Source organism: Nocardioides ungokensis (genome assembly GCF_013466985.1).
In the GTDB taxonomy this organism is placed as follows: domain Bacteria; phylum Actinomycetota; class Actinomycetes; order Propionibacteriales; family Nocardioidaceae; genus Nocardioides; species Nocardioides ungokensis.
On the sequence record NZ_CP059164.1, the window covers coordinates 3,517,026 to 3,534,152 of the forward strand.

The following is a 17,127-nucleotide window of genomic DNA, read 5'->3' on the forward strand; positions in this document are numbered from 1 at the left end:
CGTTGGTAGAAAGTCCCGGGTCTCAGCGGGGGCGTTGGGAGGATGAGGGTCCCTGTGCCCACCGAGAATCAGTTGGACGATGCGTCGGATTACGAGCTCATCGGCGGAGAGGAAGCGGTAGAAGCTCTCGTGGACCGTCTCTGCCAGCTGCTCCAGGAGGACCACCAGCTCGTGGACCTCCTGGGAGCCACCGACACCAAGCAGCTCAGGCGCCACCAGTCCCTGCTCGTCTCGCAGGCGCTCGGCGGGCCCCAGTGCGTCGACGACCGGACCCTCGAGCGGGCGCACCGTCCCCGGCGCATCGGGCGCGACGCCTACCGCAAGGTGACGTCGTACGTCGTGCAGACGCTGGTCGAGATCGGCGCCAAGCCGGCGATCATCGGCCGGGTGGGCGCTGCCCTGGCCGCCATGGAGCGAGACGTCGTGACCGTCGGTGCCTGGTGACCGCCCGGAGGCAGTGGTGAAGCGCCAGACGCCGGCCGCCATCCGCAGCGAGGTCTTCGGCCACCGGATGCGCGGGCTCGACGAGGACGAGGTCCGCGACTACCTCGAGATCCTGGCCGACCAGGTGGAGGCGATGGACACCGAGCTCGACCGCCGGCGCCGCGAGATCGACGAGCTCCGGGCGGAGACCCGCCGCCTCCGCGAGCAGGCCGAGCAGGCCGCCGAGGTCGCTCCCCAGACCGAGGCCGTGATCGGTCAGGCCCAGCAGGTGGCGGACGAGGTCGTCGAGCAGGCGGTCCTGCACGCCCGCGACCTGCTCAAGACGGCCCGGAGCCAGCAGCGCGACATCCTGCAGAGCGCCTACCGGGCGGCCGAGGAGGCGGCCCGGGCGGGCAGCAGGCCGCGACCCAGGAAGTTCGCCACCTCGGTCACCGCCGAGGTCCCGGACGCCCGCACCCCCGACCGGATGACCCCTGCCGAGCTGCGCTCGGTCGTGGACGTGCTCACCGGCAAGTGGGACCGCGGCCGCAGCGAGAGCGAGCAGGCCAGCATCTACGACCAGGTCTGGCGCGTTCGAGGTCGCCCCGTCGACCGGGACCGGTGACCCTCACCGCGGCAGCTGCACGAACTCCGGCCGGCCGACCTCGGGGTTCTTGAACAGGCGCTGCAGGTCGGTGGTGTTGCGCGAGATCGAGACGAGCAGGTCCCCCGACTTCAGCCGGACCTCGGGATGGGCCAGCGGTGCGTACTCCCGCTTGCCGGTGTCGAAGCCACCGGGCGCCTTCAGCTCCTTGGTCGGCGTCCACGGCCCCCACGGGTCGGGAGCCGTCCACTTGTAGACGAAGTCGCTGATGTCGCCGTCCCGCTTGGAGACCGCGACCCACCGGTCCCCGATGCTGTCCACGGACAGGGTCTGCGAGACGCCGCCCCTGCTGGGGAGCACCGCGACCGCCCGCGACGGCTTCGACGCCCAGCCCGACCCGTCCCAGACCTGCCAGCGCTTCCGGTTGCCGGGGTCTGCCACCGGGGTGCGGGCGAGGTACAGCTCCCGGCCGAAGTCGTACGCGCGCCCCGTCAGCCGAGTCCCGTACACGTAGATCCAGTCGCCGTGCACCGTGGCGGCCGCACCCCAGTTGACCTGCGTCTTCTTGCGTGAGCTCGGCGTGATGTCGACGACCTTGTCCAGCTGGGGCGCCTGCCCGGCCCGGACGTCGAACACGGCGGCACTCGTGCCGAGGAACGTGAAGCCGAAGGAGCCGCTGTTCCCCCGGTCGATGCGGGAGCAGAGCACCAGCACCACGTCGTGCCCGTGTTGTCGACCGACGGCGACCGACATCGGCCAGCGGACGACGTTCTGCGACACGTCCGGGACGACCGGCCCCTTGTCGGGACCGAGCAGCTGGGAGACGCACCGCCCGGAGGTGACCAGCATCGAGTTGGCGACGATCGGCGGGTTCAGCGTGGGGCGTGTCGTGTCACCGAACAGCCAGACCAGACGTCCGTCGCTGAGGCGGCCGCTGGCGCCGATGTCGCCTGCCTGCCACGCGGGCAGGTCGATCGCGGTGCCGATCTTGTTGACCTGGGCGACGGTGGGGCGCTGCGGGTGAGCGGGCGGGGGCGGGCAGCCGGGCACGAGGCGCATCCGCGCGGACCCGTGCGGGACCGGCCCCGGCTCCTCCCGGCCGGACCCCGTGCACCCGACCAGCAGCGCCAGGGCCGCCACGAGAACGCCGGCCCGGCGGGCCCGCGGGATCACGGTCGCGGCGCGGGCACCGGTGGCTCGGCCTCGGTCCGGTCGGCCGACTCGCCTCGGGAGCCTCGATGGGACCCTCGAGCTCGAGGTCCGGGATGACCCGGTCCAGCCACCGCGGCAGCCACCACGCGTGCGCGCCCAGGATCGACATCAGCGCCGGCACCAGCACCATCCGCACGACGCTGGCGTCGATGAGCACGGCCACCGCCATCCCGACCGCGAGCATCTTGACCGCGGGATTGGTGTTCAGGACGAAGCTGGAGAACACCACCACCATGATCGCCGCGGCGGAGGTGATGACGCGCGCGGTGCTGCCGATCCCGATGGCGACGGCCCGGTGGGCGTCGCCGGTCTTGTGCCAGGCCTCCCGGACCCGGGAGAGCAGGAACACCTCGTAGTCCATGGACAGGCCGAACACGATGGCGAACATCAGCATCGGCACGTACGCCGGGATCGGGAGGTGCTGGTCGATGCCGAGCAGGCCGGAGCCCCAGCCCCACTGGAACACGGCCACCACGACGCTGTACGCCGCGCCGACCGACAGCAGGTTGAGGATCGCGGCCTTGACCGAGATCACGAGGGACCGGAACGCGATCGTGAGCAGCACCAGCGAGAGCAGCACGACAGCCAGGATCAGCCAGATCATCCGCGAGCCGATCCGCTCGGTGAAGTCCACGTTGCCCGCGGTGGTGCCCACGAGGTAGGTCGAGCTCGCACCCAACGTCGGCAGCACCGAGTCGCGCAAGGTGTTGACGAGGTCGGTGGTCTTCTGGGCCTGGGGTGAGGTCTTCGGCACGACGTTGATCACGGCCACGGTCCCGGCGTCGTTGACCGACGGCTGCGCCACCGAGGCCACGTCGGAGGTCTTCGCCAGGGTGGAGCTGGCGCTGTCGAGGAGCTTCTGGGTCTGGCTCTGGGACTGCTTCGGCAGCTCGAGCACCACCGTGATCGGACCGTTCTGGCCCTCGCCGAAGCCCTGGCTGATCAGGTCGTAGGCCCGGCGGTCGCTGTCCGACGTCGGGTCCGTGCCCGGGTCGAGCTGGCCCAGCCGGAGCGAGAGCAGCGGGATCGTGAGGACCAGCAGCACCACCACGCTGCCGATCGCCCAGGGCCAGGGCTGACGGCTGACCCGACGGCCCCAGCGGGCGAAGGGGCTGGCCTCGTGCGCGGCATCGACCCGCTCGATGTCGTGCGCGTCCAGCACCTTCGACCGCTCCGTGCGCTTGCGCACCCGCTGCCGCGCGATCGCGAGGAACGACGGCACCAGGGTCAGCGCGCTGAGCATCGTGACCGCGACGACGATCGCGGCGGCGGCGCCCATCGCCCCGACGAACGGCACGCCGGAGACGTAGAGGCCCAGGATCGCGACCACGACGGTGCTGCCGGCGATCACCACCGCGGCGCCCGACGTCGACTCGGCTCGCGCGATGGACTCGTCGATCCCCATGCCGTGGTCCAGCTGTTCACGGTGTCGGGCGACGAGGAACAGCCCGTAGTCCACCGCCACCCCGAGGCCCAGCAGCGTGGCCACGGTCGGCGCGGTGGTGGGCAGCTGCGGCCCGGCCGCGACCAGCCCGACAAGCGCCAGCCCGGTCCCGACGCTGAAGATCGCGCCCACCAGCGGGATCAGCGCCGCGACGATGGAGATGAACATGATCAGCAGCAGGATCAGCGCGGAGACCAGACCCAGGGTCTCGGAACGCCGGTCCTGCGGCTCCTGCCCGATCTGCCCGGCGTTCCCGCCGTAGTCGACGACCAGCCCGGCGGACTCGGCCGGCTGCACCGCCGTGTTCAGCGAGTCCAGGTAGGCCTTGTCCAGCGACGCCGGCACGACGTCCCACGACACGGTGCCGAACGCGATGGTGCCGTCCTTGGAGACCGCGGGGGTGCCGGGGACCTGCAACGGGTCCGTCGCCTTGATGACGTGCGGCAGCGCCCCGACGTTCTTCATCGTCTCGGCCACCGCGTTGGCCTGGTCGCTGATCTTGCCCTTCTCGGCGTGGAAGACGATCTGGCCGGAGTAGCCGCTGGCCGAGCTGAAGTCGCTGCGCAGCACGTTCAGCCCGCTCGAGGACTGGCTCCCCGGCACGTTGTAGTTGTTGACGAAGCTGCCTCCGACAGCCCGGTTGGTGAGCGTCAGACCCACGAGCAGCACGAGCCACACACCGACCACCCACCACCGGTGCCGGGTGACGAACCGACCGAGTCGTTCCAGTAGGGCGTTCATCGGACCTCCGGGGTGCCCTCCCGGCCCGGGGGTGGCCGAGAGGGCACCATCCGTCAACGTAAGGGCCCGACGAGTCCGGATGCATGCCCAAAATGGGGCCTCAACCGGTGGAGCGTGCCTCCACCGGCGCCCGGCCGAACTCCACGCCCTTGGCCTCCTTGCCGAGCAGCACGACCGTGGCCACCACGACCAGCACCGGCACGATCGTGACCGTCAGGGCGAACGGGTAGCCGTGCGAAGCGGCCAGGTGCTCCTGGATCGGCAGGTTGAGCGCGGCGAAGACGTTGCCGAGCTGGTAGGTCACGCCGGGGTAGAAGCCGCGGATGGCGTCGGGCGACATCTCGGTCAGGTGCGCTGGGATGACACCCCAGGCGCCCTGGACCATCACCTGCATCAGGAACGCCCCGAGGCAGAGCATCGCCGCCGACGACGAGTAGGCGAACAACGGCACGATGGGCAGACCCAGCAGCGCGCAGAAGGCGATGGTGTGACGGCGTCCGTGCCGCTCCGACAGGGTCCCGAAGACCAGGCCGCCGAGGATCGCCCCGCAGTTGTAGATGACGGCGATGAGCAGCGCGGTCGACTCCGAGAGTCCGGCGCCACCCTGGTCGGTGGCCTTCAGGAACGTCGGGTAGACGTCCTGCGTGCCGTGGCTCATCCAGTTGAACGCGGTCATCAGCACGATCAGGTAGACGAAGCGGCGTACGACGGCCGCGTCGAGGAAGACGTCCTTGACGCTGGTCCGGGTCACCCGCATCTGCTCGCGGGTCTCCCGCCAGGCGCCCGACTCCTCCACCCTGGTCCGGATCAGCAGGCTGATCAGCGCCGGGACGATCGAGAGCGCGAAGAGCCAGCGCCAGGAGAGGCCGAGCCCGTCGCTGATGACGAGGAAGGACACGGCGGCGAGCAGGTAGCCGAAGGAGTAGCCCTCCTGCAGCAGCCCGGAGAAGAAGCCGCGGCGTTCGCGCGGGATCTTCTCCATGGCCAGCGCCGCGCCGAGACCCCACTCCCCGCCCATGCCGATGCCATAGAGGAAGCGGAGCACCACCAGCACGGTGAGGTTCGGGGCGAACGCGCACAGGAAGCCGACCGTCGAGTAGAAGAGCACGTCGACGATCAGGGGGATCCGGCGGCCGACCCGGTCTGCCCACAGCCCGAAGAGCAGCGCCCCCACCGGCCGCATCAGCAGCGTCGCCGTGGTCAGGAACGCGACCTTCTCCTTGGAGACGTCGAAGTCCACGGCGATGTCGGCGTAGACCAGGACCACGATGAAGTAGTCGAAGGCGTCCATCGTCCAGCCGAGGAGCGCGGCCACGAACGCGTTGCGTTGATCAGAGGTGAGCGGCGCGTGGCCGCTGGGTGTCCCGAGAGCCATGTCGTGGCCCGTACCCACGGTTGTCGCGCGTCACACCTGCCCGCGAGGGTTGACAGCACGGTCGAAAACTCTTGCATATTCGAACTGGTGTTCGATACAATCGGGTATGGACTCGCCCACCGATCTCGACGCGGAGCAGACGCTCGCGCTGGCCGGGATGCTGGTCGAGCGGCGGAGGATGGTCGAGCTCGACGACCTGCTCATCGCGGCACACTGGGCCGCCCTGCACTCCACCGACCCGAGGGAGGACCCGGGCTACATCCGCGGGCAGGTGTTCGGCGACAAGCTGATCCGCGTCGGCGGCGAGGGCACGCCCAGGGTCCGCGAGCTGTGCTTCCTCGAGCTCGGCGTCGCCCGTCAGGTGAGCGCCCGCGCCGCCAGGTCGACCGTCGCCGACGTGCTCGACCTCCAGCACCGCCTCCCCCGCACCTGGGCGCGGGTCGAGGCCCTGCAGGCCGACGCGTTCGTGGCGCGGCGGGTGGCAGCCAAGAGCCGCGAGCTCTCCCTCGAGGCGATCGCCACCGTCGACGCGACGGTCGCATCGGTCATCGGCACCCTGCCCGCCGGCCGGGTCCTGGCGATCGCGGAGGCCGCGATCATCGAGGCCGACCAGCAGGCGCACACCGAGAAGGTCGAGGCCGAGCGACGCCGCCGATTCGTCGGCCTGTCCCGCACCGACGAGCACGGACTGCGCACGGTCATCGCCCGGATCGAGGCAGGCGACGCGGTGTGGATCGACGCGACGGTCGACCGGGTCGCCGACATCCTCGGCACCCGCGCCGACCTGCGGCCCGAGGCCCCGGGTGACGACCTCACCCGCGACGAGCTCCGCTCCGTCGCCTTCGGCTGGCTCGCCCGCCCCGCCGAGCTGCTCCAGCTGCTGCTCGAGACCGCTCAGCAGTCGGAGCCCTCCGAGGAGGCCGAGGGCAGCGGGGTCGAGGAGTCACGCTCCACGGCGATCTCCGAGCGGGCGTTGGCACTGTTCCGCAAGGCCGACCTGTCCCGGCTCGCCCCGACCGCCCAGCTCTACCTCCACCTCCACCAGGCAACGCTCGACGGCACCCCGGGAGTCGCGCGGGTCGAGGGCATCGGGCCGCTGCTGCTCGAACAACTCACCGCCCTCCTCGCTCACACCCGCGTACAGGTCCACCCTCTGCTCGACCTCGCCGAGCAGCACGCCGTCGATGCCTACGAGCACCCCGAGGCCATCCGGCACCGGGTCCGGCTCCGCAGCCCCGCGGAGGCCGCCCCGTACGCCAACCGGGTCCCCGGACTGCGCGGCAAGGTCGACCTCGACCACCCCACGCCCTACGAGACCACGGGTCCACCTGGTCAGACCGGCGACCACAACGCCGCTCCCCTCACGCGCACCACTCACCGGACGAAGACCCACCTCGGCTACCGGGTCGCGCAGATCGGCACCACGGCATGGCTGTGGCGTACACCCCACGGACTGTGGCGCGTGGTCGATCATCGCGGCACCCATCCGATCTCAGGGCCGGACGCCGACGACCTCACCAGCAATGATCCGCTCGACCGCACACTCGCGCGTTTGTGGTGGCGCCATCGGGAGCACACCGCCGCCTGAGGCCTCGCCTCGGACGCGGCTCCACCTTCACTGGGTGATCGTCCGCTCAGGGTGACGACATGCTGGCCCGGTGAGAGGACGGTTGCTTGGTCAGGAGGTTCGGCATGGTGAAGAAGAGCGCAGTTGGACGGGCGATCGGAGTGGCAGCTGACGCGACTGGGCGGACTGACGAGGAGTTCGCTGTGGGGTTGACGGTAGGCCTGACGGCGGCGGCGCTGATCTCGGCATTGCTGTCGACTCTGCACCTGATGAATTTCCTGGAGGACTGGGACATACACATCTTTGGCTAGCACCGAAGGCCAGCATGACCGGAACGCCGTTCGCCTTTGCATCGGGCAGGAGACGATCGAGGCACGACCCGTGAGTTCACCCGAAAATATTGGGCGTCGATGTGGCGGCGGTTTAACCCCCCGCTGACGCAGCTGACCGTTGTGGGTCGAAAGCCGACTCGAGCGCTCTACGAACGCGGCGGCGTGATGATCTCCTGGACTAGTCCCGCACCAGACCGATCGTGCTCACCTCGTCGCCGACCGCACAGTCAACCACCGCGTCCAGCCCGAACGAGTTCCCGGTGTCGAAAAGCGTGACTCCTCCGACGGTGAGCAGCAGCAGCTTCCATTGCGATCCGTCGTCGGTCGACCACGTTGACGCGCCCCTGCGATGCAGGAACGTCCGTGTGACGCCATCGCTGCATGTGGCTGGCCCGAAGACGAAGCCATTCCGCTCGACCCCCGGTGGAACAGCCGCATGCGCTGATGAAACGGTCCCAAGGCATACGCCAAGGACCAGCAACAGTGGTACTACCGCCCTCTTCGTCATCGTTCCTCCTCAACCCGTTGACGCCTGTCATTGCGCGGGTGACCACGCGGACCGGACAGGCAATCGCCCCCGAGTGACAGGTCGCGAGGAGGCCGGAAGGTACCCGTTGCCGGTCACAGTGGCACCGGCCAAACGCGCCGTCAACGGTCACTGACGATCTGTCGTTCGACGGCTAGTACTCGAGTAGACCGAGTAGGCCGGGCACTAAGCAGCGGCACCCGCATCTGCCGCCGAGTGTGCGGTTTCGCCGATTGTGCGGATGGCCGGGCCCACAATTGCGCGGATCCGCAGCGAGTCGCGCACCACTCCGCCGATGATGGGATCTGCCGAAACCCCTTGATTCGTCACCGATGTCATCTTCTGAGGAGCGAGCCCTATGAGCAAGCGCGGTTTGGCGTTCACAACGGTGCTCGCCGCCATCATTACTGCCTACCTTGTCATCGTGGGAGCTGTGCTGGACCGTGCGGCAACGTCATCCGCAGACCATGCGGTCGTGACGCTCGTGAAGGTACTGTTCGGGGCCGCTGCCCTCGTGACGCTTGGCTTGCTCGCTGCCCTCGCCCGACTGGATGATGAGACCTCCCGGCGGGCCGACGAGACGCTGCCGTTCGAGTAGATCGCACTCGTCTGCCGTGCTCTGCGCGGTCGTGCCGAATAGCCCGTGATGCCCGGCCGCAGTCCGGGCGAGTCGCCGGTGGCTGCTGGCCGTCATGGCCGCCTACTCCTCGATGGCACCGCCGATCCGCCGCAGGTGCCGCCGGAAGGTGTAGGACGGTTCGGCTGCCCGCCGCGCCAGGTATTCACTGAAGGCTGTCTGCTGGCGCAGGGTCTGACCCGCCTGGATCTTACGGGCCTGATCACGCTCGACCTCGCCGATCTGCCGGGCTGCGGCCAGGACCTCCCCAGCCTGGCTGGCCGCGACGAACACCACGCCGTCGTCGTCGCCGAACACGATGTCGTCGCGGGTGACCAGGCATGCCCCGAACCGTGCACTGACCAGCGCGGATGGTTCCTGCTCATCGAGGCGAACAGGGCCGGCCGGGTAGCGGCCGTAGCTGAATACCGGCAGGGCGATCTGGGTCAGTTCCGGCGTATCACGATGCCGTCCCCACACCATCACCGCGCCGACCCCCTGCCGCTTGTGCCTCCAGCACGACCAGCTCGCCGACGCACGCCTCATCTTCCCGTCCGCCGTTGTCGACGACCAGCAGCCCTGCCCTCCGCGCTCGCTTCCGGTCACACTCCCAGACGCTGTCCACAGACGCAGCCACCGCCTTGACCGATGGAGCGCACCCGCGATCTGCGGTCACCCCAGATCTACCGCCCCGGGAGTGAGCGCGGTAGCCCGAACCACGGCAGCACGCTGGCCTCGAAGCGGGTCATGCCGCAGATCTGGTCGCCGGCGAGGGTGAGCACGTAGAACGCGGCCGCGTGGCGGATGCCGGCCGGACCGCGCAGGTACAACCCGAACGCGGGCTGGCCGTTGGCTCGGGTCGGAACGAGGGCGTACGTGCGGCCGGCGGCGGCGAACTGGCGGGTGCAGTAGCGGGTCACGAGGTCTCGGCCCTCGTATCCGAATGGCTCCGGAGGCATCGCGATGAAGACGTCGTCGGTCAGCAGGGCCACCAGCGCGTCGAGATCGGCCGACTCCCACGCGCGGGCGAACTTGGCCACGATCGCGTCCTCGGCGGGCGAGCCTGCGGTCGGCGGCGGCTGGTGGCCGGTGGCTGGCTGCCGGCGCTGCAGGCTGGCGCGGGCTCGTTTGAGGGCGCTGTTGGCCGATTGGACGGTCACCTCCAGCATGTCGGCCACCTCGTTGGCGTGGAATCCGAGGACGTCGCGCAAGATGAGGACGGCCACCTGGAATGGCGGCAGCAACTGCAGGGCGGTCACGAAGGCCAGTGAGATGGCTTCGATTTGCTCGAAGCGGGCCTCCGGCCCGGGCGGCACGTCGAGGAGGGCGTCAGGGAACGGCTGCAGCCAGATGGGCTCGTCGCGCGGGGTCGGCACGGGCGCTTCGAACCGCGACACATCCCACTCCCGGACCGGGCGCCGCCGCGCTGCGCGGCGCGCGTTGAGGCACCGGTTGGTGGCGATCTTGTACAGCCAGGTACGCAGCGAGGCGCGTTGCTCGGTGAACCCGCCGATGCCCTGCCAGGCGGCCAGCATCGTCTCCTGGACGGCGTCCTCGGCGTCGGCGATGGATCCGAGCATCCGGTAGCAGTACACCTGCAGTTCCCGCCGGTGGGACTCGGCCAGCTCCCGGAACGCCTCGCCATCCCCTGCCCGCGCCCGTGAGAGCAGATCGGCTGTCACCATTCTGCGCCCTTCTTTCTCCATCACGTGATGCTCCCACCGGTATATACACCGCCCGAGGGGCGAACTGGGCGGCTCACGGGCGCCCAGTTTCCCGGTGCCGCGGTGTATCCACTACCGACTCGCGAGCCGGGAGCCGTGGTGGGCACGGATGTCGGGGGACCCGGTCGGCCAGCAGGCTGACGGGTGCGACACGAGGTCCGCGAGCACTCTGCCGAGGAGACCGCCATGTACAACTCACACCTGAGCGAGGCTCTGGCCACCGCGCGGCGCACCGAGATGCTCGCCGCCGCAGAGCAGGCACGACTCGCCCGTCAGGCGCGCGAGGCCCGCGCCTCCCAGCCCCGCACCACTCCGGCACGCCGACGCACACCCGCCGATTGGCGAACCGCGGTTCGGGCGTTCCGGGCCCGGGTCTTGGGCGCCGATCTCCTGGGCAACGAGGGTCCCCCGCTGGAACTGGTCAAACCGTTCGGGGACGTCTCTACGGCGATGATACATCATTCACGTCGATCAGCCCGAGTGAGCCTCAGCTGGACGCCACTGGGCGCCACCGCCTCAGGAAGTCGGCCCGAGCTGCCCGATGTCGCCAACTCGTCGACGCGACTTGGGGCACATCCACATGGCCGTGCCACGTTGCGTCTTCGCGGCCATCGGGTGGTTGTGCGGATGGTCAGGACACTGAGGCCAGTTCGTCGGTCGCCCCGTGCGCCAGTGCCTCGACGGCCCACTCCTGCACCTGGTCAGCAAGCATGGCGACCTGCTCCGCGTCAGAAACGCTGGTGTCGACCCAAACACCCATTCCCGAGTTGTCCTCACTCCAGAGGTACGCAGATTCCGCCGACTCGTAGTCCTGCCAATCGGACTCCTCGATCCGAGGAATAGGTGCACCAGTGACCTCAAGGTCGTTGAGGACGCGGGCCATGGCCCGGCTCAGGTGTACGTGCATGCCTCGAAGTATGTGGCGAAGCTGGACGGGGTGACTTGAATCCGAGGGTCTGTCGAGGACGTTCGTTGAGCTCGAGGGCGATGATGTCGAACGCCCGAGCGATGTGGGTGGGCGCCCGCTCAGCAACGCGACAAGATTGCGTCAACAACAGGGCGTACCCGTTCCACGTGCCGGACGAGGCTGCCCATCAACCGATTCCTGACAGCGAAGACGCCCGTTGGGCCGAGTCGGTACAACAAGGCACGGATCAGCAGCTGGTTCCATTCCTCGCCCGTTTCCCATGCGTCGAGCAGGGCGAGAGGCGCGTCGCGGAAGGTCACCGCATCGGTGATGGCCACCGCGTTGGCGGTGCGACCGGCCGGAAGTACGGCGGCCAGTCGATGACGGCCGGCGGGCCCCGGTCTTCACGAGGACGTTCGGCAGGATGTCGCCGTGGATCACTTGACTCCGACTTCCCACGGGACGGAGTGAGTCCTGGAGTCGTCGGATCACTTCGAGCGTCGGGGCGTCGCCCTCGGGTTCGGCGTCCTCCCACGCGAGCCGGTCCCCGAACGCCCACGGATCGTCGCGGGTGTCCAGGAAAGCGGGGCGTGGCAGGTGTTCCACAGCGTGGTGGAATGCGTCGCTGGCGTGCTTGACCAGGGGCAGTTCTCGGACCAGGTCGGCGTCTCGACCTGGCGCGAACACGTGAGCGCCCCAGCCCTCGATCGACCAACGGGGGTCGGCTCCATCCTTGGGAGCAATCGGTTCGGGAACCCGCACCTCGTCGCTGACCCACGTCGCGAACACCTCGCAGACCCAGGCATGCTCGGGGACGCAGCCCACCGGCTTCAGAACCAGCCGCCCGTCGGTCCACACATGGCCGGCCCCACCGGGCAGACGCCGCAGTGCGTCCTCGCGAACGCCGAACTCACGCACCGCCTGTGGGGTGGGACCGCGCCGCCGCCACTCCCAATCGCGCTCGTCGAGAAGGCGAAGATTGCCCGCCGCCGACGATCCGCCGATCCGGCCACGCGTAACAGGGTCCACCCCGCGGACGGTACCGAAACGCTGACCCACCAACGTCCGGACCTGCTGTGTTGATGGCGCGCATCGACGTGCCTATCAGCGCGAGGTCGGCGGTTGTCAGCTCAGACGCCGATCGAGGGCAGGGGACCGCGTTCGAGCACTTCGGCGAGGAGCTCCGCCGTTGCGGTGAGATGTTCCTGGTTCCAGGTCCGTACGCACCACCTCAGATGGGTGATGCCGATGTGAAGCTCGTAGCAGTGGTGGCGTACGGCGGCGTCGACGAGCGCGCTCCGGTCGGCTCGTAGGGCTGGGTCCCGGAGCAGTCCGGACAGCGGGTCGATGGCCGCGATCCCGGGGTAGAACACGGGCCCCAGACACTGCACCAGGCGGCGTCGCAGAGGAAGTCACCGCGTAGCGACCGCTTCCAGGAAAGCACCGCCTCGACCCGGCGACAGTCCGGCTCACCAGGACGTTGCCGTGCAAGAGATCGCCGTGGATGAGATCGCGGCGTTCGGGGCAGGCCGCAACCAGCGGCAGCACCCGGTCGCAGACCGCTGCCGACAGGGCCGCGAGCTCAGGCCAGGCGCTCGCGACTCAGATACCGAACGGGCTTGCCGAGCGACTCCGCGTAGGCGATCTCCCGTCGGGTCGACTCACCCACGTAGCCGCCCGGATCCACGATGTACACCTCGTCAGCCATGCGAATCTTCTGGAAGTGCACGCCGCCGAGCCGCCCCTTCAGGTCCGAGCTGTCGACTGACCAGTCGTAGTCCGGCAGATCGGGAAGGCTGAACATCCCGAGGCTGATCACGACGAAACCTTCCATCGTGAGTCGCTGGTTGACCTCCGCGAACTCAGCCTCGAACTTGGTCGAGCCGCAGAGCGTGATGACCTTCGCCTCACCCTCGGCCGACTGCGGCGCCTGCTGCTCCTCCATGAGGTTCATGATCGGTGCACGACAGGACGAGTCGTTCGCCGCCCCTGGACGTCCGCTCTCGCCTCGGCGCGGGATCGCTGACTTCGGCTGTCGTGACAGCACTCCTTGGGAAGCCGCTCCCACACGGTTCCGCAAGAATCCTCGGCGTGCGCTCACCTGGTCTCTGATCTACAGGCTCATCCGCAACTGCCGCTGACAGGGCGTGCGGCATAGGCTTCGACGTCGTGCAGGAGCTGACGTTTCGTCACCAGGAAGCGGTCGAGTGCTTCGGCCAGCAGCTGGACGACTTCATGACGGCTGTCAGCGCACAGGATGACCTGCAGCTCCTCGCACCATCACGCTGTCACGGGTGGAGCCTGCTCGACGTTGTCGTCCACGTGCGGATGGGGCTGCAGGAGATGGCGATCGGAACGACCTGCCGTACCGACGACGCACCTGATCACGACGCGGCTTCGTACTGGGCAACGCACCCTGACACCAGGAATGACGACCCGGTTTCGCACATCCTCTGGCTCAGGCGCGTTGCCAGCGCCTACGCACGTCCCACCGGCGCCGTGGCACATATGAAGGATGTGGCGACCAGCGCCGTCAACGCGGTCCGCTCGATGTCCGAGGGCGTCGTCGAGTTCCAAGGAAAGCGGATGGCGAGTGGCGACTTCCTGGCGACCTGGGTGGTCGAACTGGCCGTCCATCAGCTCGACCTGGGCATCGACGGGGACTCCCCGACCGGGCTCGCATGGAGCCGCATGACGGTGGAGGCCGTCGCGAGCTCGGAACTGCCATCCGAACTCGATGACCGGTCGGCGGTTCTCATCGGGCTTGGACGCATGCCGTGTCCGCCTTCGACACGACTCGAGCCTCCGTATCCAGTCTCGCTCTGACGCACGGAACTCGACCCGGCCTTCAGCGATCAGGCAGAGGCGAGTGGCGCCGGCACCCGCGGCCGCACGCTCAGCTCGAAGCCGCGCGGGATCAGCGTGAGGCGCTCCGTCACGGCCAGGTCGTACGACGGGTCGCCGGCGAGGTCGAAGCGGTGCAGGATCCGCGCGAGCACGAGCACCGCTTCGTGCAGCGCGAACTGCCGGCCGATGCAGGCCCGCTCACCGGTGCCGAACGGCTTGTAGACGTGCTTGAGCCGGCCCCGGCTCCGCTCGGGGAGGAACCGGTCCGGGTCGAACTCGTCCGCGTCCTCACCCCACACGGCCGGGTCGCGGTGCACCATCGGCATCAGCACCAGCGCCCAGTCCTGCGGCCGCATCGTGTAGCCCGCCAGGGTCGTGGTCTCCCGCGGGCTGCGGGCGAAGCCGGGGGCGGTCGGCCAGAGCCGCAGCGCCTCGTCGAGCACGCGGCGCACGTAGCGGAAGCGCGGCACCTGCTCGAAGGTCGGCTCCGCGTCGGGGTCGGCGCCGAGGATCGCGTCGGTCTCCGCCTGCGCGCGGGCGAGCACCTCCGGGTCCCGCGCGAGGTAGTACAGCGCGAACGACAAGGCCCCCGAGGTCGTCTCGTGGCCGGCCACCAGGAAGGTGAGGATCTGGTAGCGGATGGCGCGGTCGCTGAGCTTCTCCCCGGTCTCGGGATGCCCCTGCTCGAGCATGATCCCCAGCAGGTCCTGCTCGTCGCCAGGCGCCGCTCGCCGCTCGGCGATCAGCTCGTCGAGCATGGAGTCGATGTAGCTCTGGTGCCCGGCGTTGCGCCGACGCAGCCGGCGCCGCACCAGCCACGACCCCGGCAGGCTCGACAGCGCCCCCATCCGCCGTCCGGTCTCGAGCGCCGTCACCATCGCCGGGACGAACGGGTGCGGTTCGGGCCGGCTGAAGGACCCGAAGTCATGGCTGAAGGCGGTCCTGGCGATGGTCTCCATCGTCAGCTTGGTCATGTGCGAGGCCACGTCGAACGGCTGACCGTCCGCGGGCAGCACCTCGAAGAGCTCACGGACCGCGGCCAGCATCACGCCGTGGTAGCGCTGCATGGCCGCCTTGGTGAAGGCCGGCATGAGCAGGTCGTGAGCCAGCTGCCAGGTCGGCTCGTCGTTGTACGCCGTGAACAGCCCGTCGCCGGCGAAGTCGCGGAGCGCGACCAGTGCCGGGGGCAGCGCCTTGACGAAGCGGGACTCGTCGCACAGCTCGGCACACAGCTCCCCCGACGTCGCGAACACGAACTTCTGCCGGAAGATCTGCTGCTCGAAGATCGGTCCCAGCCCGGCGTTGCGGGCCATGATCGTCTGCAGCGCGGACTCCGGGGCGAGCCCCGCGACGTCGCCGACGAACCTCTTGCGCCCAGCGGCGTGCGGCAGCTCCTGCCCGGACCAGTCGTTGCGCATCGGCGCTCCTTCGCAGATCAATCTCGTTCCGAGGCTCCCGGGCCGAACGTACGCCAGCGCTCGATCAGCGTTCTTGACACCCGTCACCAAACCGGTTCAGGTGGAGTGTGACTCCGCACCCGACCGACGACGGAGCACCGCTGATGACGCACCCCACCTCGTGGCTCGGGACCCCCGCCCACGCACGCTGGCTGGAGGCCGAGGGTGACCGTCTTCTGGAGTTCAGCCGCGCTCCCGCCACCCCGGTGGCGGGTTCGCCTGGCTCGACACCTCGGGCCGCCCCGCGCTCGACCGACCCGTGGAGCTCTGGATCACGTGTCGGATGACGCACGTGTTCTCCCTCGGCCACCTGATGGGACGGCCCGGGTGCGGTCCGCTGGCGGACCACGGGGTGGCGGCGCTGGCCGGTCGGTTCCGGGACGCGACCAACGGCGGCTGGTACGCCGCGGTCGACGCCGACGGTCCGACCGGCCGCGAGAAGAGCGCCTACCCGCACGCGTTCGTGGTGCTCGCGGCCGCGAGCGCGACCTGTGCCGGCCGTCCGGGCGCCGCGGAGCTGCTGGGCGAGGCGCTCGAGGTCCTGCTCACCCGCTTCTGGGACGAGGAGCACGGCATGGTCGTCGAGGAGTGGGACGAGACCTTCTCGACCCTCGACCCCTACCGGGGGGTCAACGCCAACATGCACACCGTGGAGGCCTTCCTCGCCGCGGCCGACGCCACCGGCGACCGCAGCCTGCTGGACCGGGCGCTGCGGATCCTGACCCGCGTCGTGCACGACCTGGGCCCGGCTCACGACTGGCGGCTGCCGGAGCACTTCGACGAGCAGTGGACCCCGCTGCTGGACTACAACGTCGACACCCCGGCCCACCCGTTCCGGCCCTACGGCGCCACGATCGGGCACTGGCTGGAGTGGGCTCGCCTGGCCCTGCACCTGCGGGCCGCGCTCGGCGCCGACGCCCCCGACTGGATGCTGGACCACGCCGTGGCCCTCTTCGAGGCCTCGGTCCGCGAGGGCTGGGCGGCCGACGGTGCCGACGGGTTCGTCTACACCGTCGACTGGGAGGGCGCCCCCGTCGTACGGGAGCGGATGCACTGGGTCGCGGCCGAGGCGACGGCGACCGCCGCCGCCCTGCACGCGGCGACCGGCGACCCGTCGTACGCCGCGTGGTACGCCACCTGGTGGGACCACCTCGCCGAGGTGTTCATCGACCACGAGCTGGGCTCCTGGCGGCACGAGCTCGACCCGCAGAACCGCCCCAGTGGCGTGGTGTGGAACGGCAAGCCGGACACCTACCACGCCTTCCAGGCGACCCTGGTGCCGCGGCTGCCGCTGACGCCCGCGTTCGCGGGCGCGCTGCGCGACGGCCTGCTCGGGTAGGCAGCTCGCTCGT

At 69.6% G+C, this 17,127-nt stretch carries 18 protein-coding genes; 7 read left to right on the forward strand and 11 right to left on the reverse strand.

The genetic code is table 11. The annotated features are described in order from the left end of the window. Positions 1–42 precede the first annotated feature (42 nt). Both H0S67_RS17375 and H0S67_RS17380 read left to right on the forward strand, forming a co-directional pair. Entirely contained in the window at positions 43–444 is a 402-nt protein-coding gene (locus tag H0S67_RS17375) for a group I truncated hemoglobin (RefSeq protein WP_281368881.1), read from the forward strand. A 16-nt stretch (positions 445–460) separates the two neighbouring features. Beyond that, the gene (locus tag H0S67_RS17380) at positions 461–1,048 is read left to right on the forward strand and encodes a DivIVA domain-containing protein (RefSeq protein ID WP_180934056.1); all 588 of its coding nucleotides are present in this window, start codon (positions 461–463) and stop codon (positions 1,046–1,048) included. Positions 1,049–1,051: 3 nt separating this feature from the next. Here H0S67_RS17380 and H0S67_RS17385 read toward each other — a convergent pair whose 3' ends face one another. The 3 genes from H0S67_RS17385 to H0S67_RS17395 all read right to left on the reverse strand — a co-directional run bounded on the left by H0S67_RS17385 (position 1,052) and on the right by H0S67_RS17395 (position 5,799). After that, a complete protein-coding gene (locus tag H0S67_RS17385) occupies positions 1,052–1,876 on the reverse strand; it encodes a DUF4185 domain-containing protein (protein ID WP_180934057.1) in 825 nt (274 codons plus the stop codon). A 43-nt stretch (positions 1,877–1,919) separates the two neighbouring features. Then, on the reverse strand, positions 1,920–4,424 hold the full coding sequence (locus H0S67_RS17390) for an MMPL family transporter (protein ID WP_180934058.1): 2,505 nt from the start codon (positions 4,422–4,424) through the stop codon (positions 1,920–1,922). A gap of 100 nt (positions 4,425–4,524) precedes the next feature. Beyond that, positions 4,525–5,799, reverse strand: a complete 1,275-nt coding sequence (locus H0S67_RS17395; protein WP_180934059.1) for an MFS transporter — start codon at positions 5,797–5,799, stop codon at positions 4,525–4,527. Positions 5,800–5,905: 106 nt separating this feature from the next. Between H0S67_RS17395 and H0S67_RS17400 the strand changes: the two genes are divergently transcribed. Next, entirely contained in the window at positions 5,906–7,387 is a 1,482-nt protein-coding gene (locus H0S67_RS17400; protein ID WP_180934060.1) for a hypothetical protein, read from the forward strand. 104 nt (positions 7,388–7,491) lie between these two features. Then, positions 7,492–7,677: a hypothetical protein gene (locus H0S67_RS17405; protein WP_180934061.1), complete on the forward strand. Its 186-nt coding sequence runs from the start codon at positions 7,492–7,494 to the stop codon at positions 7,675–7,677. A 199-nt stretch (positions 7,678–7,876) separates the two neighbouring features. Here the strand turns inward: H0S67_RS17405 and H0S67_RS17410 are convergent, their stop codons facing one another. Further along, positions 7,877–8,206 (reverse strand): hypothetical protein, encoded by a 330-nt coding sequence (locus H0S67_RS17410; protein WP_180934062.1) that lies wholly within the window; start codon positions 8,204–8,206, stop codon positions 7,877–7,879. Between the two features lie 376 nt (positions 8,207–8,582). Here H0S67_RS17410 and H0S67_RS17415 point away from each other — a divergent pair, with 376 nt between their 5' ends. Beyond that, entirely contained in the window at positions 8,583–8,822 is a 240-nt protein-coding gene (locus H0S67_RS17415; protein WP_180934063.1) for a hypothetical protein, read from the forward strand. Positions 8,823–8,924: 102 nt separating this feature from the next. On the opposite strand, the gene H0S67_RS17420 is transcribed toward H0S67_RS17415, so the two are convergent. The 6 genes from H0S67_RS17420 to H0S67_RS17445 all read right to left on the reverse strand — a co-directional run bounded on the left by H0S67_RS17420 (position 8,925) and on the right by H0S67_RS17445 (position 13,416). Continuing rightward, positions 8,925–9,386 (reverse strand): RraA family protein, encoded by a 462-nt coding sequence (locus H0S67_RS17420; RefSeq protein ID WP_219635316.1) that lies wholly within the window; start codon positions 9,384–9,386, stop codon positions 8,925–8,927. 137 nt (positions 9,387–9,523) lie between these two features. Beyond that, entirely contained in the window at positions 9,524–10,546 is a 1,023-nt protein-coding gene (locus tag H0S67_RS17425; protein ID WP_246354838.1) for an RNA polymerase subunit sigma-70, read from the reverse strand. 649 nt (positions 10,547–11,195) lie between these two features. Further along, positions 11,196–11,471, reverse strand: a complete 276-nt coding sequence (locus H0S67_RS17430) for a hypothetical protein (RefSeq protein WP_180934064.1) — start codon at positions 11,469–11,471, stop codon at positions 11,196–11,198. 119 nt (positions 11,472–11,590) lie between these two features. Then, the gene (locus H0S67_RS17435; protein ID WP_180934065.1) at positions 11,591–11,809 is read right to left on the reverse strand and encodes a hypothetical protein; all 219 of its coding nucleotides are present in this window, start codon (positions 11,807–11,809) and stop codon (positions 11,591–11,593) included. Between the two features lie 792 nt (positions 11,810–12,601). Beyond that, the gene (locus tag H0S67_RS25750) at positions 12,602–12,844 is read right to left on the reverse strand and encodes a hypothetical protein (RefSeq protein WP_246354839.1); all 243 of its coding nucleotides are present in this window, start codon (positions 12,842–12,844) and stop codon (positions 12,602–12,604) included. A gap of 209 nt (positions 12,845–13,053) precedes the next feature. Continuing rightward, the gene (locus H0S67_RS17445) at positions 13,054–13,416 is read right to left on the reverse strand and encodes a hypothetical protein (protein ID WP_180934066.1); all 363 of its coding nucleotides are present in this window, start codon (positions 13,414–13,416) and stop codon (positions 13,054–13,056) included. A 224-nt stretch (positions 13,417–13,640) separates the two neighbouring features. On the opposite strand from H0S67_RS17445, the gene H0S67_RS17450 reads away from it, so the two are divergent. After that, positions 13,641–14,297 carry a maleylpyruvate isomerase N-terminal domain-containing protein gene (locus tag H0S67_RS17450; RefSeq protein ID WP_180934067.1) on the forward strand — a complete coding sequence of 219 codons (657 nt, stop codon included), beginning with the start codon at positions 13,641–13,643 and terminating at the stop codon, positions 14,295–14,297. 29 nt (positions 14,298–14,326) lie between these two features. Here H0S67_RS17450 and H0S67_RS17455 read toward each other — a convergent pair whose 3' ends face one another. Then, positions 14,327–15,736, reverse strand: a complete 1,410-nt coding sequence (locus H0S67_RS17455) for a cytochrome P450 (RefSeq protein WP_180934068.1) — start codon at positions 15,734–15,736, stop codon at positions 14,327–14,329. A gap of 298 nt (positions 15,737–16,034) precedes the next feature. Here H0S67_RS17455 and H0S67_RS17460 point away from each other — a divergent pair, with 298 nt between their 5' ends. After that, the gene (locus H0S67_RS17460) at positions 16,035–17,114 is read left to right on the forward strand and encodes an AGE family epimerase/isomerase (RefSeq protein WP_246354840.1); all 1,080 of its coding nucleotides are present in this window, start codon (positions 16,035–16,037) and stop codon (positions 17,112–17,114) included. Positions 17,115–17,127: the final 13 nt, after the last annotated feature.

What these genes read in the sequence shown, in the direction of transcription:
- H0S67_RS17375 (WP_281368881.1), top strand. Translation starts at nt 43, where the DNA reads ATGAGGGTCCCTGTGCCCACCGAGAATCAGTTGGACGATGCGTCGGAT.
- H0S67_RS17385 (WP_180934057.1), bottom strand. Translation starts at nt 1,876, where the DNA reads ATGCTGGTCACCTCCGGGCGGTGCGTCTCCCAGCTGCTCGGTCCCGAC.
- H0S67_RS17390 (WP_180934058.1), bottom strand. Translation starts at nt 4,424, where the DNA reads ATGAACGCCCTACTGGAACGACTCGGTCGGTTCGTCACCCGGCACCGG.
- H0S67_RS17395 (WP_180934059.1), bottom strand. Translation starts at nt 5,799, where the DNA reads ATGGCTCTCGGGACACCCAGCGGCCACGCGCCGCTCACCTCTGATCAA.
- H0S67_RS17400 (WP_180934060.1), top strand. Translation starts at nt 5,906, where the DNA reads ATGGACTCGCCCACCGATCTCGACGCGGAGCAGACGCTCGCGCTGGCC.
- H0S67_RS17405 (WP_180934061.1), top strand. Translation starts at nt 7,492, where the DNA reads ATGGTGAAGAAGAGCGCAGTTGGACGGGCGATCGGAGTGGCAGCTGAC.
- H0S67_RS17410 (WP_180934062.1), bottom strand. Translation starts at nt 8,206, where the DNA reads ATGACGAAGAGGGCGGTAGTACCACTGTTGCTGGTCCTTGGCGTATGC.
- H0S67_RS17415 (WP_180934063.1), top strand. Translation starts at nt 8,583, where the DNA reads ATGAGCAAGCGCGGTTTGGCGTTCACAACGGTGCTCGCCGCCATCATT.
- H0S67_RS17420 (WP_219635316.1), bottom strand. Translation starts at nt 9,386, where the DNA reads ATGAGGCGTGCGTCGGCGAGCTGGTCGTGCTGGAGGCACAAGCGGCAG.
- H0S67_RS17425 (WP_246354838.1), bottom strand. Translation starts at nt 10,546, where the DNA reads ATGGAGAAAGAAGGGCGCAGAATGGTGACAGCCGATCTGCTCTCACGG.
- H0S67_RS17430 (WP_180934064.1), bottom strand. Translation starts at nt 11,471, where the DNA reads ATGCACGTACACCTGAGCCGGGCCATGGCCCGCGTCCTCAACGACCTT.
- H0S67_RS17445 (WP_180934066.1), bottom strand. Translation starts at nt 13,416, where the DNA reads ATGGAGGAGCAGCAGGCGCCGCAGTCGGCCGAGGGTGAGGCGAAGGTC.
- H0S67_RS17455 (WP_180934068.1), bottom strand. Translation starts at nt 15,736, where the DNA reads ATGCGCAACGACTGGTCCGGGCAGGAGCTGCCGCACGCCGCTGGGCGC.